The following is a 16,737-nucleotide window of genomic DNA, read 5'->3' as shown; positions in this document are numbered from 1 at the left end:
GTTTGGATCACACACTCGTCGCCAAGCCTAAGCCTCAGGCAGAGCGAGAAGGTTTCTGCATTCTCAACCTACTCGGAAATTGCGGTGTTGTGGCTCTCCGCCTCGAAGTCCGCAAGGATTTGTTTCGCAGCTTTGTAAATTGCAGGCCCATACTGCGGATGACGCAACCCAAAATCCAAATTAGCTGGGATGTAGCCAGCCGGGTTCCCAAGATCATGACGCTTACCGCTGTGTACAACGATGTGCACTGGATGGCCTTCTTGGATCATCAGTTCAATCGCGTCAGTGAGCTGCAGCTCTCCACCCTTACCAGGCTTGATTCTGCGCAGCGCCTCGAAGATCTCACGATCTAGCAAGTACCGTCCGGCCGCGACCAAAGTCGATGGAGCGTCAGCTGGGTCCGGCTTTTCCACCATGCCTCGTACACGCTTGACAGCGCTCGACGGCAGGGATGAGTCGGTTGGGATTTCTTCGATATCGAAAACACCGTAGTTGAACACTTCTTCGGGCGACACTTCGAAAGCACAGAGGACGGAGCCGCCAAGTTCTTGGCGCACCTGTGCCATCTTGGCCATGACATCGCCGGGGAGCACCAGATCGTCCGGCAGCATGACAGCGACAACGTCCTCGTCGTCGTCAAGTACTGCCTCGGCAAGACCTACCGCGTGCCCCAAGCCCAAAGGCTTGTCTTGAGTGACAGAAACGGCGGTGATGAGCTGGCTTGCGCGGGCGACCTTTTGAACTTGCTCGTCTTTGCCACGCGCAGCGAGAGTTTCGCACAGCTCATCAAAAGCGCCGAAGTGACGCATGACCTCACCCTTGTCGGGGGCGGTGATCACTGCGAGCCGTTCAGCGCCGAGCTGGGAGGCTTCTTCAGCGATCAGCTCGATGCCGGGGGTGTCAACGACAGGCAGGAGTTCCTTTGGGACCGTCTTCGTCGCTGGGAGGAAGCGCGTTCCCATTCCAGCTGCAGGAACCACAACTGTCTTCACTCCGTTGGCGAGGGTTTCGTTCGACTTCTGCATAAAATGAGAGTCTACCTTTGCCCACGCCCACATTTGTGTATCGCCCCTCTAAGGTTGTCTTACATGTCAGAAAACGCTTCCGAAATCATCCAGACGAAATCCGCCTTTCGCCAGCAGATGCATGAGAGTCGAGCGCAGACCACGAAGAACTCTGCGGTGAAGAACCGAGCGGACGGCTGCATCGTTGCTTTCGTCGCGGCATTCGTGCGGGCGTTGCCTAATCCGCACCCGCGGGTCGCCGCCTATTCCCCGCTTCCTACTGAGCCGGGTGGATCGTTACTTCTCGACGCGCTTGCTTCCCAAGCTGGACAGATTCTTCTCCCGATCACCATGCCCGATGGCGAGCTGCATTGGGCTGCGTATCGTGGCACCACGGACCTCTCCACAGGTCCGCTCGGTGTGCACGAGCCCACTGGAGAGCGTTTTGATTCCTCCGTCTTGGCCACCTGCGATGTCATTTTTACACCCGCCATGGCGATCGATAGGTCAGGCAATCGGCTGGGCAAAGGTCGCGGGTACTACGATCAAGCCCTTTCTCACCGCTCTGAATCTTCCCCGGTGATCGCCTTGGTGTACTCAGACAACATCGTGGAAGAGCTTCCTGCCGAGGACCACGACGAGCCTGTCGACGCGGTAATCACCGAGCGTGGGATCAGCGAATTTTCCGCTCTTGCGACGGAACCTTCGGAGGCTTTGCGCAGTCTAAAAGGGTATGAGGAATCCCTTTGAGCTAGTCATCCGCCTGTGGCGTGAGAACTTCAGCGCCCCAGGCTACCGGCGCATGGTCGCTTATCGACGACTCACCGCCACCATCCTATTCATGGTCGCGGGAGGCAGCGCCCTACTTTCGTTCCATTCAAACGACGCCCAGATCGTCGTATATGCCAGCAGGGTCGAAGCAGGCGCCGTTATTAGTAAAGAGCAACTAGAACTGCGGACGATACCCCGCGATCTCGTGCCGGACGACGCAGTGTTGCTTATCGACGATGCCGCCGACCGGATCACAACCGCCCATGGCAGCCCAGGGCAGCCAGTGTCTTCATTGCAGTTACTGGGAACCGAGATGGTGGCAGCATTCGAAAACTCACCCGACCCGCAAAGTGAGCTAAAACACACAATGGTGCCAGTAAAGCTCGCCGAGCCAGACATCATCCCCTTGCTTTTCCACGGTGACACGGTGAATATCGTCAGTACTCACGATGCCGATTCAGATCCACTTGTTATCGCAACTGGTGGCCGCATCGTCGGAGTTGGGTCCGAAAGTATGCAGAACTCTGAAACTGTCTTAATATTACTTTCCGAGCGGGATGCACATTCGGTGGCATCTGCTTCGCTATCTCTACCGCTTACCGTTGTATTGACAGGTGCGCGTGCGGATGGCGAGGGAGAAATAGAATCTGGTTTGGACAACTAATCCCCGCACACCGTAATTCCGCGTCGTTAAGTTTTGTTAGTTTTACTACGGCATAGTGGTTTTCCACTGTGCCCTACATCAAGGAGAAATATGCTTCAGGGTTTCAAAGAATTCATCATGCGTGGCAACGTCATCGAGCTTGCAGTCGGTGTTGTGATCGGCGCAGCCTTCACTGCAGTAGTCACCGCGTTTTCCGACAACCTGATTAACCCACTGATCGCTGCACTCGGCGGCGCAGACTTCTCAGGCCTCGGCTTCAATGTTGTTTCCGGTAACGATGCAACGTTCCTCGACTTCGGTGCGGTTATCACCGCAATTATCAACTTCCTGCTGATCGCGCTGGTTGTATACTTTGCGATTGTGATGCCAATGAACAAGATCGACGAGGCTCAGAAGCGCCGCAAGGGCATCGACCCTGAGGCTGAAGAGCCAACCGATGTGGAGCTGCTCGCAGAGATCCGCGACCTGCTTCAGTCCCCTAAGACCGGCACCCTCTAAGCTTTAGTGCCAAACTCGAAATCCCAGCACTATTGTGCTGGGATTTTTCGTTTGCTGCCACCACTACTCGCCGTGATGTGGAGGACGCTGCTCAAGGAAATAGTCGATTCCGTTCGTCGGTTGATCGTCACTATCGTCGAGCGGAACCGTACGGATTTCATCTGTCCCTTGAATAACCTGGGCTCCAGGCGCATCCATCGAACGATCATAGTCAGGGGCGGTTGATCGCTTCTGAACGCGACGTCGTTTCCTCGGCGTAGAACTCATCGTTGCCTCGCAACTCGCGCTATTGCACGCTGTACTTCTGTAGATCGCTGATTAGATGCTCAATCAGAGGGGTAATCGTCGCGATACCGTCACGGATAGCCAGACGAGATGGAGCCAGGTTGACCACAACTGTGGAACCGGAAACTCCACAAATGCCGCGAGAGGTGCTTGCGTCAACAATGCCGCTGACAATTCCTGACGAACGAATCGCCTGGCCGACACCAGGAACAAGCTGATCGATCACCGCGCGGGTTGCTTCAGGTGCTTTATCGCGCGCGCCGACACCGGTGGCACCCACTGTGATTACTAGGTCTACGCCGCCAACAACGGCAGTTTCAATTGCCTTTCGAATGTCCGATTTTTTCGACTTCACGCGAACGACAGCGTCAACCTGGTAACCGGATTCCATCAGCAATTCGCAGACAAGCCGATCGGTGTCATCGTCCGTGTTGTCAAAGCGCCGATCGGAGATCAAGACGACCAAAGCGCGATGCACTGGAGGCAAGTCCGCTTCCTGCTCTGCCGCCAGCAAGGCGGCATCATCAGGTTCAACAAGCTCCAGCGAGTCGAGCGCGTCAGACATTTTCGTACTCCTCAAATTTGCGGGTCGCATGAGGCAACCAGAATGTTTACTTTGAAAATCTACTCTGAACTTAGGGTTACCTCTACCTCTCGAGTCTCTTCAGAGTCTCGGGGGTGAACTTCTAGGGTAACTTTCTCCCCAAAATCATGCGAACGGGTAGCGGCGATAAGAGCATCGGCAGATTCGATCAGTCGATCATTTAGTTTAGTAATAACATCGCCCTCGCTCAGACCCGCCTGGTCGCCCGGGCCCCCTTCAGTGACACCAACGACGAGTGCCCCATTATCAGGGTTGCGGATATCCACCTGCACTCCGAGCATGGGCTGAGTGGCCTCGCCATCATTGATCAACTGGTCAGCGACGCGCTTGGCAAAATTAGCGGGAATAGCAAAACCCAACCCAATCGATCCGGAGCTGCCCTCCGATGCCGAAAGCGAGGCGATGACGGAATTCATACCGATCAGATTTCCGTGCATATCTACCAGTGGACCACCGGAGTTGCCAGGGTTGATGGCAGCATCTGTCTGAATTGCATCGATCAGCGAGCTCTCACCACCACCTTGGGACGCGCGCACTGGACGGTTGAGGGCCGACACGATACCGCTGGTTACGGTTGCAGAAAGTCCCAGAGGTGATCCGACAGCTATTACCTCCTGTCCAACTCGGAGATCATCAGATTCACCAAATTCGAGGACAGGAAGATTTGAAACATCCTTGATTTTGATCACGGCGATGTCGGTATTCACATCTGAAGCGACGAAATCAGCTTCGTGCTTCGAGCCATCATTCATGGTTACCTGAATAACCGCAGGTCCGGAGGAAGCTTCACCGACAACGTGGTGGTTGGTCATCACATACCCGTCCGATGAAATAATCGAACCGGATCCCTCTGCCCCGCCAGCATTCGAGGCAATCTGAATTGAAACCACTGCAGGCAAAACGTTTTCGGCAACTTCTTCCACCGAACCACTCGGGGCCTCGGAAGGCCCACTGACGCTAGGTTCGTTAATTGCATTGAACGGTTCAGTGGCGTCAGCACTGCCCGCTTTACCTGCGACATAGCCGGCGCCGCCACCCGCAAGAAGTGAGATCACGGTTGCAACCGCAACCGCGGTGCCTGCGCCGTTCTTTCTCTTTTCGGCGGGCACCGAAGAATCAGCAAAACCTTGCGGCTGCGGCTGGGTCGGATTCGGCGCTCCATACGGGTTAGTTCCCACCTGTGAGAACGGCTGCGACGAATTTTCACCCTGACTCCCTTGGCTGTGTGGGCGAGGAGGGGTTCCTCCTCCGAGTTGAGAGGAATAGGAATCAAAGTTGTCAGGGGTGTTCATGGCGCTTAATTGTTCTCCTTAGCACTGTGTAAAAACTGGTGTGCGAAACCAACCACCCGTAAGAATACCTGTACATCGGCTAACAGAATTTGTGGCTAGCCCGCATCACCATACAAGTTAAGGCGATTCGACGTTGTCTCTAATCCAACGTTCAGCGAAAAGCTCGCCACGAAGATCACTCGCAGTGTGTCCGTCGTCAGAGCCGGAATCGCTGTCGGAACCGTCATATCCTGGTCGTCCCGAGAAGACCACGCGGAACCGTGCGCCACCGTCGTCGCTTTCTTCCACATCAATTGTTGCGCCGTGGCGATCAAGCACCTGCTTCGTAATCGAAAGCCCCAAACCTGAACCAGGCATCGCGCGGGCTTCATCGGTGCGGTAGAAACGCTCGAAGATGCGTTCGCGTTGTTCTGGTGGGATTCCAGGGCCGGAGTCGTCGACAAGCAAAACGGCTTTTCTGCGAGCGGCCTTGAGGGAAATTCGAACGGTCTCCCCCACTGGCGACCACTTGCCAGCATTGTCAAAAAGATTCATGATGGCGCGTTCCAGCGCCGCACGCTCGCCTTCGACGATCCACGGATCGGCATGGAACTGGAACTGCACATCTGGACGGCGACGGCGCACGCGGTCAAGCGCGTGCTCGAGAACCTCGTCCAGCTCGACAGGCTCCATATCATGCTCAGGGGCTTCTTCGCGGGCAAGGTCGACAAGATCGCCGATCAACGCGGAAAGCTCTTCCATCTGTGCCAGAACATCGTGTTCCAGGTCGTCCAAATCCTCCTTGGACATCTCGCCCAGCTTGCCCATGCGGTAGACATCCATCAAGAGCTCAATATTGGTGCGCATGGATGTCAGCGGGGTCTTGAGCTCGTGGCCAGCGTCAGCAACCAGGCGGGTTTGTCTCACGCGAGATTCTTGGAGTGCGCCCAGCATCTCATTAAATGAAGTGGTGAGCTGCGCCAGCTCATCATTACCAATTACCTCAATCGGCTTGAGGTCATCGGTCTGCGCGACGTAGTCCACCGCGCGCTGCAGTCGTCCGAGAGGGCGCAGGCCAGCAGTGGCGACGACCATACCCACGGCAATGGCGAGCAAAATGCCTAATCCCGAAATGACCAGAAGGACGGCACCCAACGCCCCGACGAGCTTCTGGGTAGAGTCCATGTTCTGCGCAAGCACAACCGTGGTGCCCATGGAATTACGCTTGGTCAGGATTCGATCATTTCCCACCGTGCGGACAGAAGTCTCCTCGCCCACACCGGTTGGGGTGAAATCACCGCCGACTGGGATCGAGTCACCATAGAAGAACGACCAAGCCGGTGGCGACACCGAAATACGAATGTCGGGATGATAGGTCTTGAATCGCTGCACCTCAGAGTTGAGGTTAACCACGTACAACGGGTCGAGCGTTCGTTGCATGAGCAACGACGCCTTCTCGTCGAGGTTTTGGTCCACGGAGGCTGCCAGGGACGTCGACATCGTCCAGTAGGTCACCGTGGTCATAGCTCCTACGGCAATGGTCACCATCGCGGCGGTCATCAGCGCAAGCTGCCACCGAAGCGAGGTTCCTTTGCCGAAGATGGTAAAGCTGCCCAAGTCTGTCGGTGCCATCGCATGGCGTGACTGAGGTTGGGCGGGTTTCCGCAAAATCACGGAGTGGTCTCCCGGAGGACATAACCAACGCCACGAACGGTGTGGATCAGGCGAACTTCACCGTCAGCCTCAGTCTTGCGACGCAGGTAGCCGATGTATACCTCCAGAGCGTTTCCGGATGTTGGGAAGTCATAGCCCCAGACTTCCTCCAAAATGGTCTGGCGAGACAGCACGCGGCGTGGGTTCTGCATCAAAAGCTGGAGCAGTGCGAACTCAGTGCGGGTCAGCGAAATTGAGCGGTCGCCGCGGCGCACGTCCCGAGTTTCCGGATCAAGGCGCAGGTCCTCGAACACAAGCTCGGCAGAGTCCCCCGACGAACCGCCGACGGCATCCTGTTGTGCGCGCCGAAGCAACGATCGCACGCGAGCAAGGAGCTCTTCTAGGGCGAAAGGCTTAGGCAGGTAATCATCCGCGCCAGCATCGAGACCAGCGACACGATCAGACACTCCGTCACGTGCGGTGAGAATTAAAATTGGCAAGTCGTAGCCTGAGGAGCGCAAAGTACGACATACCCCGAGCCCGTCAAGCTTTGGCATCATGACATCAAGCACAACGAGATCTGGGCGATCGCGCTTGATGGCATCAAGCGCTTCCTCCCCGTCTTCTGCGAGGCTGACGTCGTATCCGTTGAATCGCAGGGAGCGTCGCAAAGACTCGCGGACTGCCTGCTCGTCGTCTACCACTAAGACTTTCATGTTTCTATTATCACCCATTGACCTTGAAAATGTGATTAGCAGCGCCAAGTAGCTTGCCAAGTAAACCTCAGTACACGTACTCAAACGTTGATTTTATATAAATATTATTTCAACGGAAACAATTTCGCGGGAAAACTGCCCGTTAACACATAGATACCTGCCCTAGCCACTTCCTATAAAGCTGGCGTCCCATCGGCGAAAATGCTGGCAGAGCACCCAATGTGCCTAAATAGACATTACAAGCACAATGACTGGCCATAGAAACTAAGCGTTTTCGGGTGCCCCCGCCCCTCTGAAAATTAAAGAATCCCAGCCCCCACATAATGTGGGTACTGGGATTCCATTAGGTAAGTGCTGCGTTAACGCGATTTAGAACTCTTCGACGTCAACGAGGCCGAGCTGAGCAGCCTTCACCAGACGGCGTGGGATACGCACGGTCTGGCCATCAATCTTCACTTCCTGCAGCTGAACGTTGTCAGCCTTCCATGCCGCGCGACGGGTGCGGGTGTTAGCGCGGGACATCTTGAACTTTGGGGTTGCCATTTCTTAGTTCTCCTCCTTCGACCTGTTATCGAGAGCGCGAGTAATTTACTCTGCGCCCTTCTTCTTACGACGTGCCATACCGCCAAAGCGACGGTTGAACTTCTCGACGCGACCAGCGGTGTCCATAACACGCTGTGCGCCGGTCCAGAATGGGTGGGACTCGCTGGTGACGTCTACGACGATCAGCGGGTACTCGTTTCCGTCTTCCCACTGCGCAGTGCGGTCAGAAGTAACGGTCGAACGGGTCAGGAACTGGAAGCCAGTACCTGCGTCCTGGAAGACTACTGGGTGGTAGTCAGGGTGGATTTCTTTCTTCATATTTCTTCGTGTCCCTCAGGATAGATACTTCGGGTCGGTTTTCGTCGCCAAGCATGCGTCGAAATCGTGCCCGAGTTGGGTGCGAAAATGTACTCTACCCAGCGCAAATCCCCGCCAAGCAAGGAAATTCGTGGATAACTCGGACTATCTTACAGGTCAGCGGCTGTTTTTCTAAATCTGCTCCGCCACATTAGCTTGTCGACGACAACGCCAATCCCACAGAATCACCGCACCGATGAGCGCTTGAACGACTCCGGAGACAATCCACTCTACTGGCCCCTCTTCGATCGGATAGAGAAGCATCAACGCCGAGCTCCAAATGTGCATGCCGCCGTGTGTGCCAACCGCCCACCACACCGAGCCCGTCCGGAGCACCAGCGCAATGGCAATGATGCTCATGCCCAAAGGCGTGACTAGGTAGAGAATGAAGTCCGAAACACTTTCCTGCCCTCCGCTTGAGACGAGGTGAATGATGGTGAACGCTGCGGTAGTCCACCCCATGGTGAGCCAGAGTCGATCACGGGTGACATCAACCAACCAACCTCGATAGATCAACTCTTCAGGCAGGCCTTGTAAAAACACTGCGCGGGAAATGATCACAAAAGCCACCGCACCCAAAGATCCCACGGTAATACTCTGCCCTGGAGGCGCTAGTTCTTTGGTTATGTCAACGTCAATACCCGAGCCAGCAATCACTGCTACCCCCCAAGTGACAATCACCGCAATGCCCACTAGGGCAAAACCGCCGAAGAACCCCTTCACACCTTCTTTACCGTTGTATAAGCCAGTCCTCGCAATTGAGCTTCGTTCCACCCACCTCATCCAAACCGCGACCAACCCAATCACGATGAGCGAAGTCAACGCCATCGCTCCCGCAACAAGGTACATTCCAGCAACGCTGTCCCCCATCACCTCGTTGACGAGGGTGAGCGCCGGCGCTACGGCAAAGTTACTGATAATGATGAAAAAGAAGGCCACGACGGCACGGAGCAGCAGCCCCCACCAGGTCGCGGGAATACGAGGATGAGTAGTTGAAGTGTTAGTCGCCATGGTTCTTACGCTAGAACCCAATCAGCACTGGAAACAGTGGATCAAGTCATGAATATTTCGTCCCAGAATCATGACCCAAGTCATGTATCAGTCCACGTAGATTGGACGATATGAATCGCGAAACCGCACACAGTCCATTCGGCCAACTCCGTCGGCGATTCTTAGACTATTTCTTCGCCCTAGCCATCGCGGTATACATCGGTGGAATCCTCCTGAGTGGTATCGGTACCTATTCCCTAATCGGAGCAGCCATTGTACTCATTTCAGTCGCAGCGTGGGCATGGTGGCGCAGAAACAATAGCGCAATCTCCACAGCGTTCTTCCTCGTCCCTGCATTGATCCTCTTCCTCACTTCGAGCAGCGGAACCAGCTTGCTCATCTTGTGGCTCACAGTGGTGATGGTGCACTTCGCCTTTGGAAAAGGCGCCGTACGGGTACTTGTCGCTGCGATTGTCATCACTGTTGCGGGAATTCATGCCGCACTCGGAGCATCCCTCTCCTCCATCTTCTTCGAGGCTTCGTATGCGCTGCTCTTAGGGTTCACTGGAGTAGCTCTCGCCCACGTCTTGCAGCGGGGGCTGGAAATCGAACACGACCGCATGAAACTGATTGAAAAGCTCCAAGACGCTTTGCGCGATTCCCGCGAACTGGTCATCGCCCGTGAGCGTGAACGCGTCGCAGCCTCTCTCCACGACGGCCTGGGGCACCGGCTCACATCCATCGGCCTGAGTCTGGACTATTCCGCCCGGATGATCCCCACCGACCCGGAAAAGGCCGCCTTGGAGCTCCAACGTGCACGTGAAACCACCACCGACGCGCTCAACTCCATGCGCTCGACTGTGCGCGCCATGAAACCCATCAAGCTTATCGACGACAACCTCGCCACCACGCTCACCCAGATCGCGTCATCCTTTGAAGGAACGGACCTCAACGTCGAGTTGATCGTCGATAAGCCTGTGGAGACGAATGATGCCTTATCTAACATGGTGATCCGCTTCGTCCAAGAAGCGCTCACGAACGTCGTCCGCCACGCGGGAGCTGATCGAGTGACAATTGAGTTTCAAGGTGAAACGATTTCAGTCGCAGACAACGGCACCGGCAGCGATGCCTCCCCAGATTTCGGCATCACGTCTCTGATGGAGCGTGCTGCAGCACTAAACGCAAAGGTCACCACGGCAACGCACGGTGGAATCGACGGTGGCTTCCTCATTTCTCTCACCCTCCCGAGGCAACAATGATTAAAGCAGTGCTAATCGACGACCACGAGATGCTCCTGCGCGGACTCTCCCTCCTGTTCGAAACAATTGAAGGAATCGACATCGTCGCCACCACCACTGATGGCGCAGAGGCACTCACCCTGGCACACAGCGTAAATGCCGACATCGTGATTACTGATGCGGCAATGCCAGGAACCGACGGGCTCGGAGTGGTGAAACTATGTGCCAACACAATTCCTGTTTTGGTCCTCACAACTTTCGACGACGCCCGCCTCGTGCGGACAATGATTGAGGCAGGCGCTGCGGGCTACATTTTGAAAGATGTCGCCCCCGACGAACTCGCCAACGCAATCCGCGCGGCGGCAAGTGATGGCCTTGTCCTCGATCCCCGCATTGCCAGACACGCGCACTCGTCGAAAAGCGAACAATCGGAATTGGCCATCCGGACACGAGCCGAGCGAGGAATCGCTGAACTGGTCGCTGAGGGGCTCAATAATCGGGAAATTGCAGCGGCACTATTCCTTGCGGAAGGAACCGTGAAAAACCATGTCTCCGCACTTTTACGCAAGCTCGGCGCACGCGACCGAACGGTACTAGCGCTACGATTGGCGAAGTCATTATCTACTCAACCTGGCAATTAGGTTTTGGGCGACCAAACAGGTATCGTTGGATCTCGCTGTTGTCGAAGTACACGTTTACGCCCCGTCAACCGGCTACTTCCAGTGCTCCTCACGCACTCCCGCAACCACACCTCACACCGGTTGCACTTTGAAGTAGAAGTCATGTCGTGGGCGGCAAGGAAGAAAGAAGCTAACCCATGTCGGCTATTTGCCAGGTCACGGGACGGAAGCCGCAGTTCGGCAAGACCGTCTCGCACTCGCACCGCCGCCACTCGCGCCGTTGGAACCCCAACATTCAGCGCAAGCGGTACTACCTGCCCTCTGAGGGCCGCACCATCACTTTGAACGTATCTACTAAGGGTATGAAGATCATCGACCGCGACGGCATCGAGTCCGTTGTTGCATCGATCCGCGCCCGTGGGGAGAAGATCTAACCGATGGCACGTAACGATATCCGCCCTATCATCAAGCTCAAGAGCACCGAGGGCACCGGTTACACCTACGTAACCCGCAAGAACAAGCGCAACAACCCAGATCGTATTTCCCTAAAGAAGTACGACCCGATTGCGAAGAAGCACGTCGAATTCCGCGAGGAGCGATAATTTATGGCTAAGAAGTCTAAGATCGCCAAGAACGAGCAGCGCAAGGAGATCGTCGCTCGCTACGCAGAGCGTCGCGCTGAACTCAAGGCAATCATCAAGGATCAGAACACCTCTGACGAGGACCGTCTGGAAGCACAGTTCGAGCTGAACAAGCAGCCTCGCGACGCTTCCCCGTCCCGCATCCGTAACCGTGACTCGCACGACGGTCGCCCACGTGGCTACCTCCGCAAGTTCGGTCTGTCCCGTGTCCGCATGCGCGAGATGGCTCACCGCGGTGAGCTTCCGGGCGTACGTAAGTCCTCTTGGTAAAGGAAGGATTGCTGAAATGAAGCGCACTAATCACAAGAAGGTGCGGATGGAGCAGTCCCGCCGCCCTAAGAAGAACCCACTCAAGGCCGAAGGCATTGAGAAGGTGGACTACAAGGACATCAAGACCCTTCGTCTGTTCATCTCCGATCGTCACAAGATTCGCTCCCGTCGCGTCACCGGCCTGACGCCACAGCAGCAGCGCCAGGTTGCTACCGCTGTGAAGAACGCACGCGAAATGGCTCTCCTGCCGTTCACCAGCCGCTAAATAGCAGGTTGACGATAACAGCAGCGTAAGAGTTTTCGACACAACACCCGCCCAGGTTTTCCTGTGGTGGGTGTTGCTTTTTCTACATTGCGCAAAACCGTCTGGTTTTCCAGACGCTTTTGCGCAATGCACCCGGCGACACTATTTGATCAGCACTTTGATGCCGGAAGTTCGTCGATAAGCGAATTTAGCCGCTCCGCCATGAGGTTCATCATGTCCTGGGCACTCTGGTAACTACCATCTCCAGGCGCGGCAGTCATCGCCACTGCAATCCGTCCATTCGGTGCCTGAAGGGCGCCGAGCTGTCGCACAACATATGCTCCCGAAATATTCGGCCCCCAACCACCTTTAAATTTCGCGCCAGGCAAGTTGCCGATCCCGTACCGGTGTTCCGGTGTGATCTCCCCCATGAGCTGGAGAATTGGCTCCGCACCTTCAACGCACCCGAGGTTCGCCGCAAAATGCGCTTGGCTGGATGTACTCCACGAAGTTTGTCCGAAGGCGGTGAATCCCGGCCGGGTGACCTCCGTATTCAAAACCAATGGCGTATCAGCCTCGCTGATCACTCGATCAGCTGCACTAGGGGGCAGCGCCGCCCAGAGTGTCTCTGCCGCAGCGTTGTCGCTGAATTGGATCGCTAGTGCGGCGGTCTGTTGGAGAGACGGATCTTGTCGCACCGCAGCGATAGCGATGGGAACTTTCGAGGTCGACCAAGCTGGGTAGGCGGTGTCGTCTCCCGCCACGGTGTCCACCCTTCCATCAGAGACCGCGAGTCCTGCGCTTCCCCCGTAAGTTTCAACGCTTTCGTCGACAATTGCCTGAAGCTGTGGCTGCAATCCGGCCGCCGGCGTTGCTGTCGGAGTAGGTACCTCCGGTGAATCTTCCACCGTGGTCGTGGATGTCACAGTCAACGTTTGGCCAGTGCTTTGCGACGACCCCATCTCCTCGATGGTGCAGCCCGACAGCGCAAAGCCGACCGTGGCCGTCAAAGCGACAGTCCTAGTCCAACGGCTTAATTGCATCACGAAATGTACACTACCGCGTTGTTTCCACCTCGACAGGTGACGTACGAACCATTGTCGGTGCAGGTCATTTGGTAGCTTCGGCCAGTAACGGAACTATAGGCCGAAATCGTGCCATTGGTTTCCCCTGTGTTGGCCTCATGTTCCCGAAATGCCTGCCCTACCGACTCTGCGAAAGGTGCGCTGGTGACGCTCGATCCGGTGTAGACATTGAGAAATTCACCCGCCGCTTCTCCTCGCACTGCTTCCCCACTAACTGCTACCGCCCCGCCTGGCAAAGCTAGCGCAGTTGGACGATCGGGTTCGGATGGCGCTTCAGATGACGGTTCCTGAGTCGCAGAACTGGCCGCAGTTTCCGTCACAATTTCATACACCGTGGGTCGCGCGGAATTGCCTGTGCCAAATGCACCCAGAAAGTACGCAATAACTGCGCCGGCGATCAGCACAACCGCAAGTGTCGCCGCGACGGTGGCAGCTATCAGGCCTCCTCGCGACTTTTGTGGAGGCGACGGTTGATGGGTTTCCCATTGAGCGTGGTCGGGATGCGTCATGGTCACTCGCCTGCCGATGCTGTGTTGTGGATGATAGCCATCCTCCCAGCATTTACTGGACGGATCATGCAGTTACCATAACTCATATGCGTGTCCAAAAGCGGGAACTTCGCCACACTTCCCCGCATTTAAGCCACGACAGGAGGAATTGATGTGAGGAAAGTGCCAGAAACCGCATTGGTGTCATTATTGTTAGCGATTGCCCTAGTTGTGGGAGCTTTAGGTACTAGTGAGTGGCGCCGCACCGTGAGTTTCGGCGCTCCCCTGCCAGGGTCCGAAAAGTTGCAGACTTCCACCTTCTTCCGTTCGGGGTTTGACCTTGCCGCAGGACCACTTTGGTTCGCTCTGATCCTGCTCGGCCTCGCAACACTTGCGACGACGATTGGCTGGCGCCGAATCGGAGCCGTCACCGCGATCAGCGGGCCCCTCCCATTGGCGCGATACCTTGTGAGTTTCCATCTTCCTGAAACCAATCGCCTCGACGGAGCTACTCATTACCCCTTGTGGCCAGCCACGGTCGCTTTCGCGCTGGCTGTTATCGCGGCCGCCCTCGGCATCATACTTCTGGCACGGGCATTAGAAATGCCCCGCAGTGAGTGACTACGGGGCATCAAGCGCGATGTAACTAGTGCGCGAAGTGGCGGGTGCCGGTGAGGTACATCGTCACACCGGCTTCCTTCGCCGCTGCGATCACTTCATCGTCACGAATGGAGCCACCGGGCTGAACCACTGCGGTGACGCCTGCGTCGGCAAGCACCTGGAAGCCGTCAGCAAACGGGAAGAATGCATCAGATGCTGCGACAGCACCGTTGGTGCGGTTACGCCCTTCGTCGAGAGTATTTGCGCGCTCGACAGCGAGCTTGGCAGAATCGACTCGGTTGACTTGCCCCATGCCGACGCCGACGGTCGCCCCGTCCTTGGCGATAAGGATTGCGTTGGACTTTACGCAACGAATGGCGTTCCATGCGAACTGCAGGTCGGCCAGCTGCTCTGGAGTTGCCGCTTCGCCTGCGACGAGCTCCCAGTTCTCTGCTTTGTCGCCCTCAGCCTGCAAGACATCGCGCTCCTGAATCAGCAAGCCGCCGGAAATGTGCTTGACTTCCTGGCCCTCGCGTTCAGGCGCTTCTGCCTCGAGGACGCGAAGGTTCTTCTTCTCCTTGAGAAGCTCTAGCGCTCCCGGCTCGTAGCCCGGCGCGATGATGACCTCGGTGAAGATCGGCTTGACCTGCTCAGCGAATTCCTTGGTCACAATACGGTTGGATGCAACAACGCCACCATAGGCGCTCAGCGGATCGCACGTATGCGCCTTCATGTGTGCTTCGGCGATGGAGTCGTCGGAAACGCCAATGCCACAAGGGTTGGCGTGCTTGATGATGGCAACGCAAGGACGCACGTGATCCCAAGCCGCGCGCCATGCCGCGTCGGCATCCTGGTAGTTGTTGTAGCTCATTTCCTTGCCGTTGTGCTGTGTCGCGCCCGCAAGGCCAACACCGTCGGAGAAGAGTTTCGCAGATTGGTGCGGGTTTTCGCCGTAACGTAGGGAGGTCGCCTTAGACAGGGTGGTCATACCGGACCAATCTGCGTCGTCGAGCTGCTCTCCCAACCAGGTTGCCACCGCAACGTCGTAGCTCGCGGTGTGGCGGAATGCCTCCAAAGCAAGGCGACGGCGCTCGTCGAGGGTGAAGCCACCGTTTTTCATAGCTTCGATCACGTCTGCGTAGCGCTCTGGGGAGGATACAACAGCGACGGATGGGTGGTTCTTCGCAGCTGCGCGGACCATGGACGGGCCGCCAATGTCGATTTGCTCAACGCACTCGTCGTACGTTGCACCCGAGGCGACGGTTTCATTAAATGGGTACAGGTTGACCACGACCAGCTGGAATGGTTCAACGCCAAGCTCGGTGAGCTGGGTGAGGTGGTCTTCTTTGCGGGTATCTGCGAGGATCCCAGCGTGCACCTTTGGGTGCAAAGTCTTGACGCGGCCTTCGAGGCACTCTGGGAATCCGGTGAGTTCTTCGACCTGCGTGACCTTGACTCCTGCGTCAGCGATTCGGGCGGCAGTGGAGCCGGTGGAGACGATTTCTACACCTGCCTCTCCTAGCGCCTTTGCTAGGTCTTCGAGACCAGTCTTGTCGTACACGCTGATCAGCGCGCGGGTAATCGGAGTGCGGTCCTGAGTCATGTTTAGAACTTCACCTTCCTAGTGGTGGGGTCAATGGTGGCAGAGCGGAGCGTGTCGACGATCAACTCACGCTCAACAACTTTGATGCGTTCGTGAAGCGCTGCTTCATCTTCGCCTGCGCGGATTTCCACCGCACGCTGGGCAATGATCTCTCCCGTATCCACGCCGGCATCAACGTAATGAACTGTCGAGCCGGTGACTTTCACGCCGTAAGCGAGGGCGTCGCGCACAGCGTGCGCTCCAGGAAACGAAGGAAGCAATGCTGGGTGGGTATTAATAATGCGACCGTCAAAGCGGTTCAGGAAATCCTGGCCCAGGATCTTCATAAATCCCGCCGAAACCACAAGGTCTGGGTCGGTTGCTTCGACAGCGTCTGCGAGCGTGACATTCCAGGCAGCACGGTCCTCCATCATCGAGATAACTCGTGTGGGAACTCCCGCTTTGTCAGCGCGTTCGAGAGCAGCGCATTCGACATCAGCTACGACGTGGTTCACGTAGTAGTGGGAGTCTTGGTTGTCCAAAATGGATTGCAGGAGTGTTCCTGAACCAGACACCAAAACGGTTACTGAGATTCCTTGCGGGCTAGTCACCT

Annotated in this window: 23 protein-coding genes; 10 read left to right on the top strand and 13 right to left on the bottom strand. The window is 56.3% G+C overall.

All coding sequences use genetic code 11. The annotated features are described in order from the left end of the window. Nucleotides 1–68 precede the first annotated feature (68 nt). Complete coding sequence (locus QP027_RS03230; protein ID WP_284825948.1) at nucleotides 69–1,025, bottom strand: UTP--glucose-1-phosphate uridylyltransferase; 957 nt, start codon at nucleotides 1,023–1,025, stop codon at nucleotides 69–71. Nucleotides 1,026–1,088: 63 nt separating this feature from the next. On the opposite strand from QP027_RS03230, the gene QP027_RS03225 reads away from it, so the two are divergent. The 3 genes from QP027_RS03225 (at nucleotide 1,089) to mscL (ending at nucleotide 2,937) form a co-directional block, all read left to right on the top strand. Further along, nucleotides 1,089–1,754 carry a 5-formyltetrahydrofolate cyclo-ligase gene (locus tag QP027_RS03225; RefSeq protein ID WP_284825947.1) on the top strand — a complete coding sequence of 222 codons (666 nt, stop codon included), beginning with the start codon at nucleotides 1,089–1,091 and terminating at the stop codon, nucleotides 1,752–1,754. Continuing rightward, nucleotides 1,738–2,439 (top strand): CpaB family protein, encoded by a 702-nt coding sequence (locus QP027_RS03220; protein ID WP_284825946.1) that lies wholly within the window; start codon nucleotides 1,738–1,740, stop codon nucleotides 2,437–2,439. The genes QP027_RS03225 and QP027_RS03220 overlap by 17 nt, the downstream gene beginning before the upstream one ends. 90 nt (nucleotides 2,440–2,529) lie before the next feature. Beyond that, nucleotides 2,530–2,937, top strand: a complete 408-nt coding sequence (gene mscL, locus QP027_RS03215) for a large conductance mechanosensitive channel protein MscL (RefSeq protein WP_284825944.1) — start codon at nucleotides 2,530–2,532, stop codon at nucleotides 2,935–2,937. Between the two features lie 63 nt (nucleotides 2,938–3,000). Here mscL and QP027_RS03210 read toward each other — a convergent pair whose 3' ends face one another. The 8 genes from QP027_RS03210 to QP027_RS03175 form a co-directional block, all read right to left on the bottom strand. Then, complete coding sequence (locus QP027_RS03210) at nucleotides 3,001–3,204, bottom strand: hypothetical protein (protein WP_284825943.1); 204 nt, start codon at nucleotides 3,202–3,204, stop codon at nucleotides 3,001–3,003. 19 nt (nucleotides 3,205–3,223) lie between these two features. Further along, the gene (locus QP027_RS03205; protein ID WP_284825942.1) at nucleotides 3,224–3,787 is read right to left on the bottom strand and encodes a MogA/MoaB family molybdenum cofactor biosynthesis protein; all 564 of its coding nucleotides are present in this window, start codon (nucleotides 3,785–3,787) and stop codon (nucleotides 3,224–3,226) included. Nucleotides 3,788–3,846: 59 nt separating this feature from the next. Then, complete coding sequence (locus QP027_RS03200; protein WP_284825941.1) at nucleotides 3,847–5,118, bottom strand: S1C family serine protease; 1,272 nt, start codon at nucleotides 5,116–5,118, stop codon at nucleotides 3,847–3,849. A 117-nt stretch (nucleotides 5,119–5,235) separates the two neighbouring features. Next, nucleotides 5,236–6,771, bottom strand: coding sequence for a sensor histidine kinase (locus tag QP027_RS03195; protein ID WP_284825940.1), 1,536 nt, complete (start codon nucleotides 6,769–6,771; stop codon nucleotides 5,236–5,238). Continuing rightward, a complete protein-coding gene (locus tag QP027_RS03190) occupies nucleotides 6,768–7,466 on the bottom strand; it encodes a response regulator transcription factor (protein ID WP_284825938.1) in 699 nt (232 codons plus the stop codon). The genes QP027_RS03195 and QP027_RS03190 overlap by 4 nt, the downstream gene beginning before the upstream one ends. Nucleotides 7,467–7,835: 369 nt before the next feature. Continuing rightward, the gene (gene rpmF, locus QP027_RS03185) at nucleotides 7,836–8,009 is read right to left on the bottom strand and encodes a 50S ribosomal protein L32 (RefSeq protein ID WP_284825936.1); all 174 of its coding nucleotides are present in this window, start codon (nucleotides 8,007–8,009) and stop codon (nucleotides 7,836–7,838) included. Nucleotides 8,010–8,054: 45 nt separating this feature from the next. After that, complete coding sequence (locus QP027_RS03180; protein ID WP_284825935.1) at nucleotides 8,055–8,327, bottom strand: type B 50S ribosomal protein L31; 273 nt, start codon at nucleotides 8,325–8,327, stop codon at nucleotides 8,055–8,057. Nucleotides 8,328–8,498: 171 nt separating this feature from the next. After that, complete coding sequence (locus tag QP027_RS03175; RefSeq protein ID WP_284825933.1) at nucleotides 8,499–9,377, bottom strand: CPBP family intramembrane glutamic endopeptidase; 879 nt, start codon at nucleotides 9,375–9,377, stop codon at nucleotides 8,499–8,501. Between the two features lie 110 nt (nucleotides 9,378–9,487). Between QP027_RS03175 and QP027_RS03170 the strand changes: the two genes are divergently transcribed. From QP027_RS03170 to rpsR, 6 genes are all read left to right on the top strand, one after another. Beyond that, complete coding sequence (locus QP027_RS03170) at nucleotides 9,488–10,615, top strand: sensor histidine kinase (protein ID WP_284825931.1); 1,128 nt, start codon at nucleotides 9,488–9,490, stop codon at nucleotides 10,613–10,615. Continuing rightward, nucleotides 10,612–11,235 (top strand): response regulator, encoded by a 624-nt coding sequence (locus QP027_RS03165; protein ID WP_284825929.1) that lies wholly within the window; start codon nucleotides 10,612–10,614, stop codon nucleotides 11,233–11,235. Before QP027_RS03170 ends, QP027_RS03165 begins: the two co-directional genes overlap by 4 nt. Before the next feature lie 176 nt (nucleotides 11,236–11,411). Further along, nucleotides 11,412–11,648, top strand: a complete 237-nt coding sequence (gene rpmB / locus QP027_RS03160; RefSeq protein ID WP_284825927.1) for a 50S ribosomal protein L28 — start codon at nucleotides 11,412–11,414, stop codon at nucleotides 11,646–11,648. Between the two features lie 3 nt (nucleotides 11,649–11,651). Next, complete coding sequence (rpmG, locus tag QP027_RS03155) at nucleotides 11,652–11,816, top strand: 50S ribosomal protein L33 (RefSeq protein ID WP_018297575.1); 165 nt, start codon at nucleotides 11,652–11,654, stop codon at nucleotides 11,814–11,816. A gap of 3 nt (nucleotides 11,817–11,819) precedes the next feature. Then, nucleotides 11,820–12,125 (top strand): 30S ribosomal protein S14, encoded by a 306-nt coding sequence (gene rpsN / locus QP027_RS03150; protein ID WP_284825924.1) that lies wholly within the window; start codon nucleotides 11,820–11,822, stop codon nucleotides 12,123–12,125. Between the two features lie 16 nt (nucleotides 12,126–12,141). Further along, complete coding sequence (gene rpsR, locus QP027_RS03145) at nucleotides 12,142–12,390, top strand: 30S ribosomal protein S18 (protein ID WP_284825923.1); 249 nt, start codon at nucleotides 12,142–12,144, stop codon at nucleotides 12,388–12,390. A gap of 149 nt (nucleotides 12,391–12,539) precedes the next feature. On the opposite strand, the gene QP027_RS03140 is transcribed toward rpsR, so the two are convergent. Next, nucleotides 12,540–13,412, bottom strand: coding sequence for a serine hydrolase (locus QP027_RS03140; RefSeq protein WP_284826897.1), 873 nt, complete (start codon nucleotides 13,410–13,412; stop codon nucleotides 12,540–12,542). Beyond that, nucleotides 13,412–13,963, bottom strand: coding sequence for a hypothetical protein (locus QP027_RS03135; RefSeq protein ID WP_284825922.1), 552 nt, complete (start codon nucleotides 13,961–13,963; stop codon nucleotides 13,412–13,414). The genes QP027_RS03140 and QP027_RS03135 overlap by 1 nt, the downstream gene beginning before the upstream one ends. A 153-nt stretch (nucleotides 13,964–14,116) precedes the next feature. Here QP027_RS03135 and QP027_RS03130 point away from each other — a divergent pair, with 153 nt between their 5' ends. Next, on the top strand, nucleotides 14,117–14,563 hold the full coding sequence (locus tag QP027_RS03130) for a hypothetical protein (RefSeq protein WP_284825920.1): 447 nt from the start codon (nucleotides 14,117–14,119) through the stop codon (nucleotides 14,561–14,563). 25 nt (nucleotides 14,564–14,588) lie between these two features. On the opposite strand, the gene purH is transcribed toward QP027_RS03130, so the two are convergent. Both purH and purN read right to left on the bottom strand, forming a co-directional pair. Further along, nucleotides 14,589–16,145 carry a bifunctional phosphoribosylaminoimidazolecarboxamide formyltransferase/IMP cyclohydrolase gene (purH, locus tag QP027_RS03125; protein WP_284825919.1) on the bottom strand — a complete coding sequence of 519 codons (1,557 nt, stop codon included), beginning with the start codon at nucleotides 16,143–16,145 and terminating at the stop codon, nucleotides 14,589–14,591. 2 nt (nucleotides 16,146–16,147) lie between these two features. After that, nucleotides 16,148–16,735 (bottom strand): phosphoribosylglycinamide formyltransferase, encoded by a 588-nt coding sequence (gene purN / locus QP027_RS03120; protein ID WP_284825918.1) that lies wholly within the window; start codon nucleotides 16,733–16,735, stop codon nucleotides 16,148–16,150. Between the last annotated feature and the right edge of the window lie 2 nt (nucleotides 16,736–16,737).

Source organism: Corynebacterium breve (assembly GCF_030252165.1).
Taxonomy (GTDB): Bacteria; Actinomycetota; Actinomycetes; order Mycobacteriales; family Mycobacteriaceae; genus Corynebacterium; species Corynebacterium breve.
This window is presented reverse-complemented; position numbering and strand designations above follow the sequence as displayed.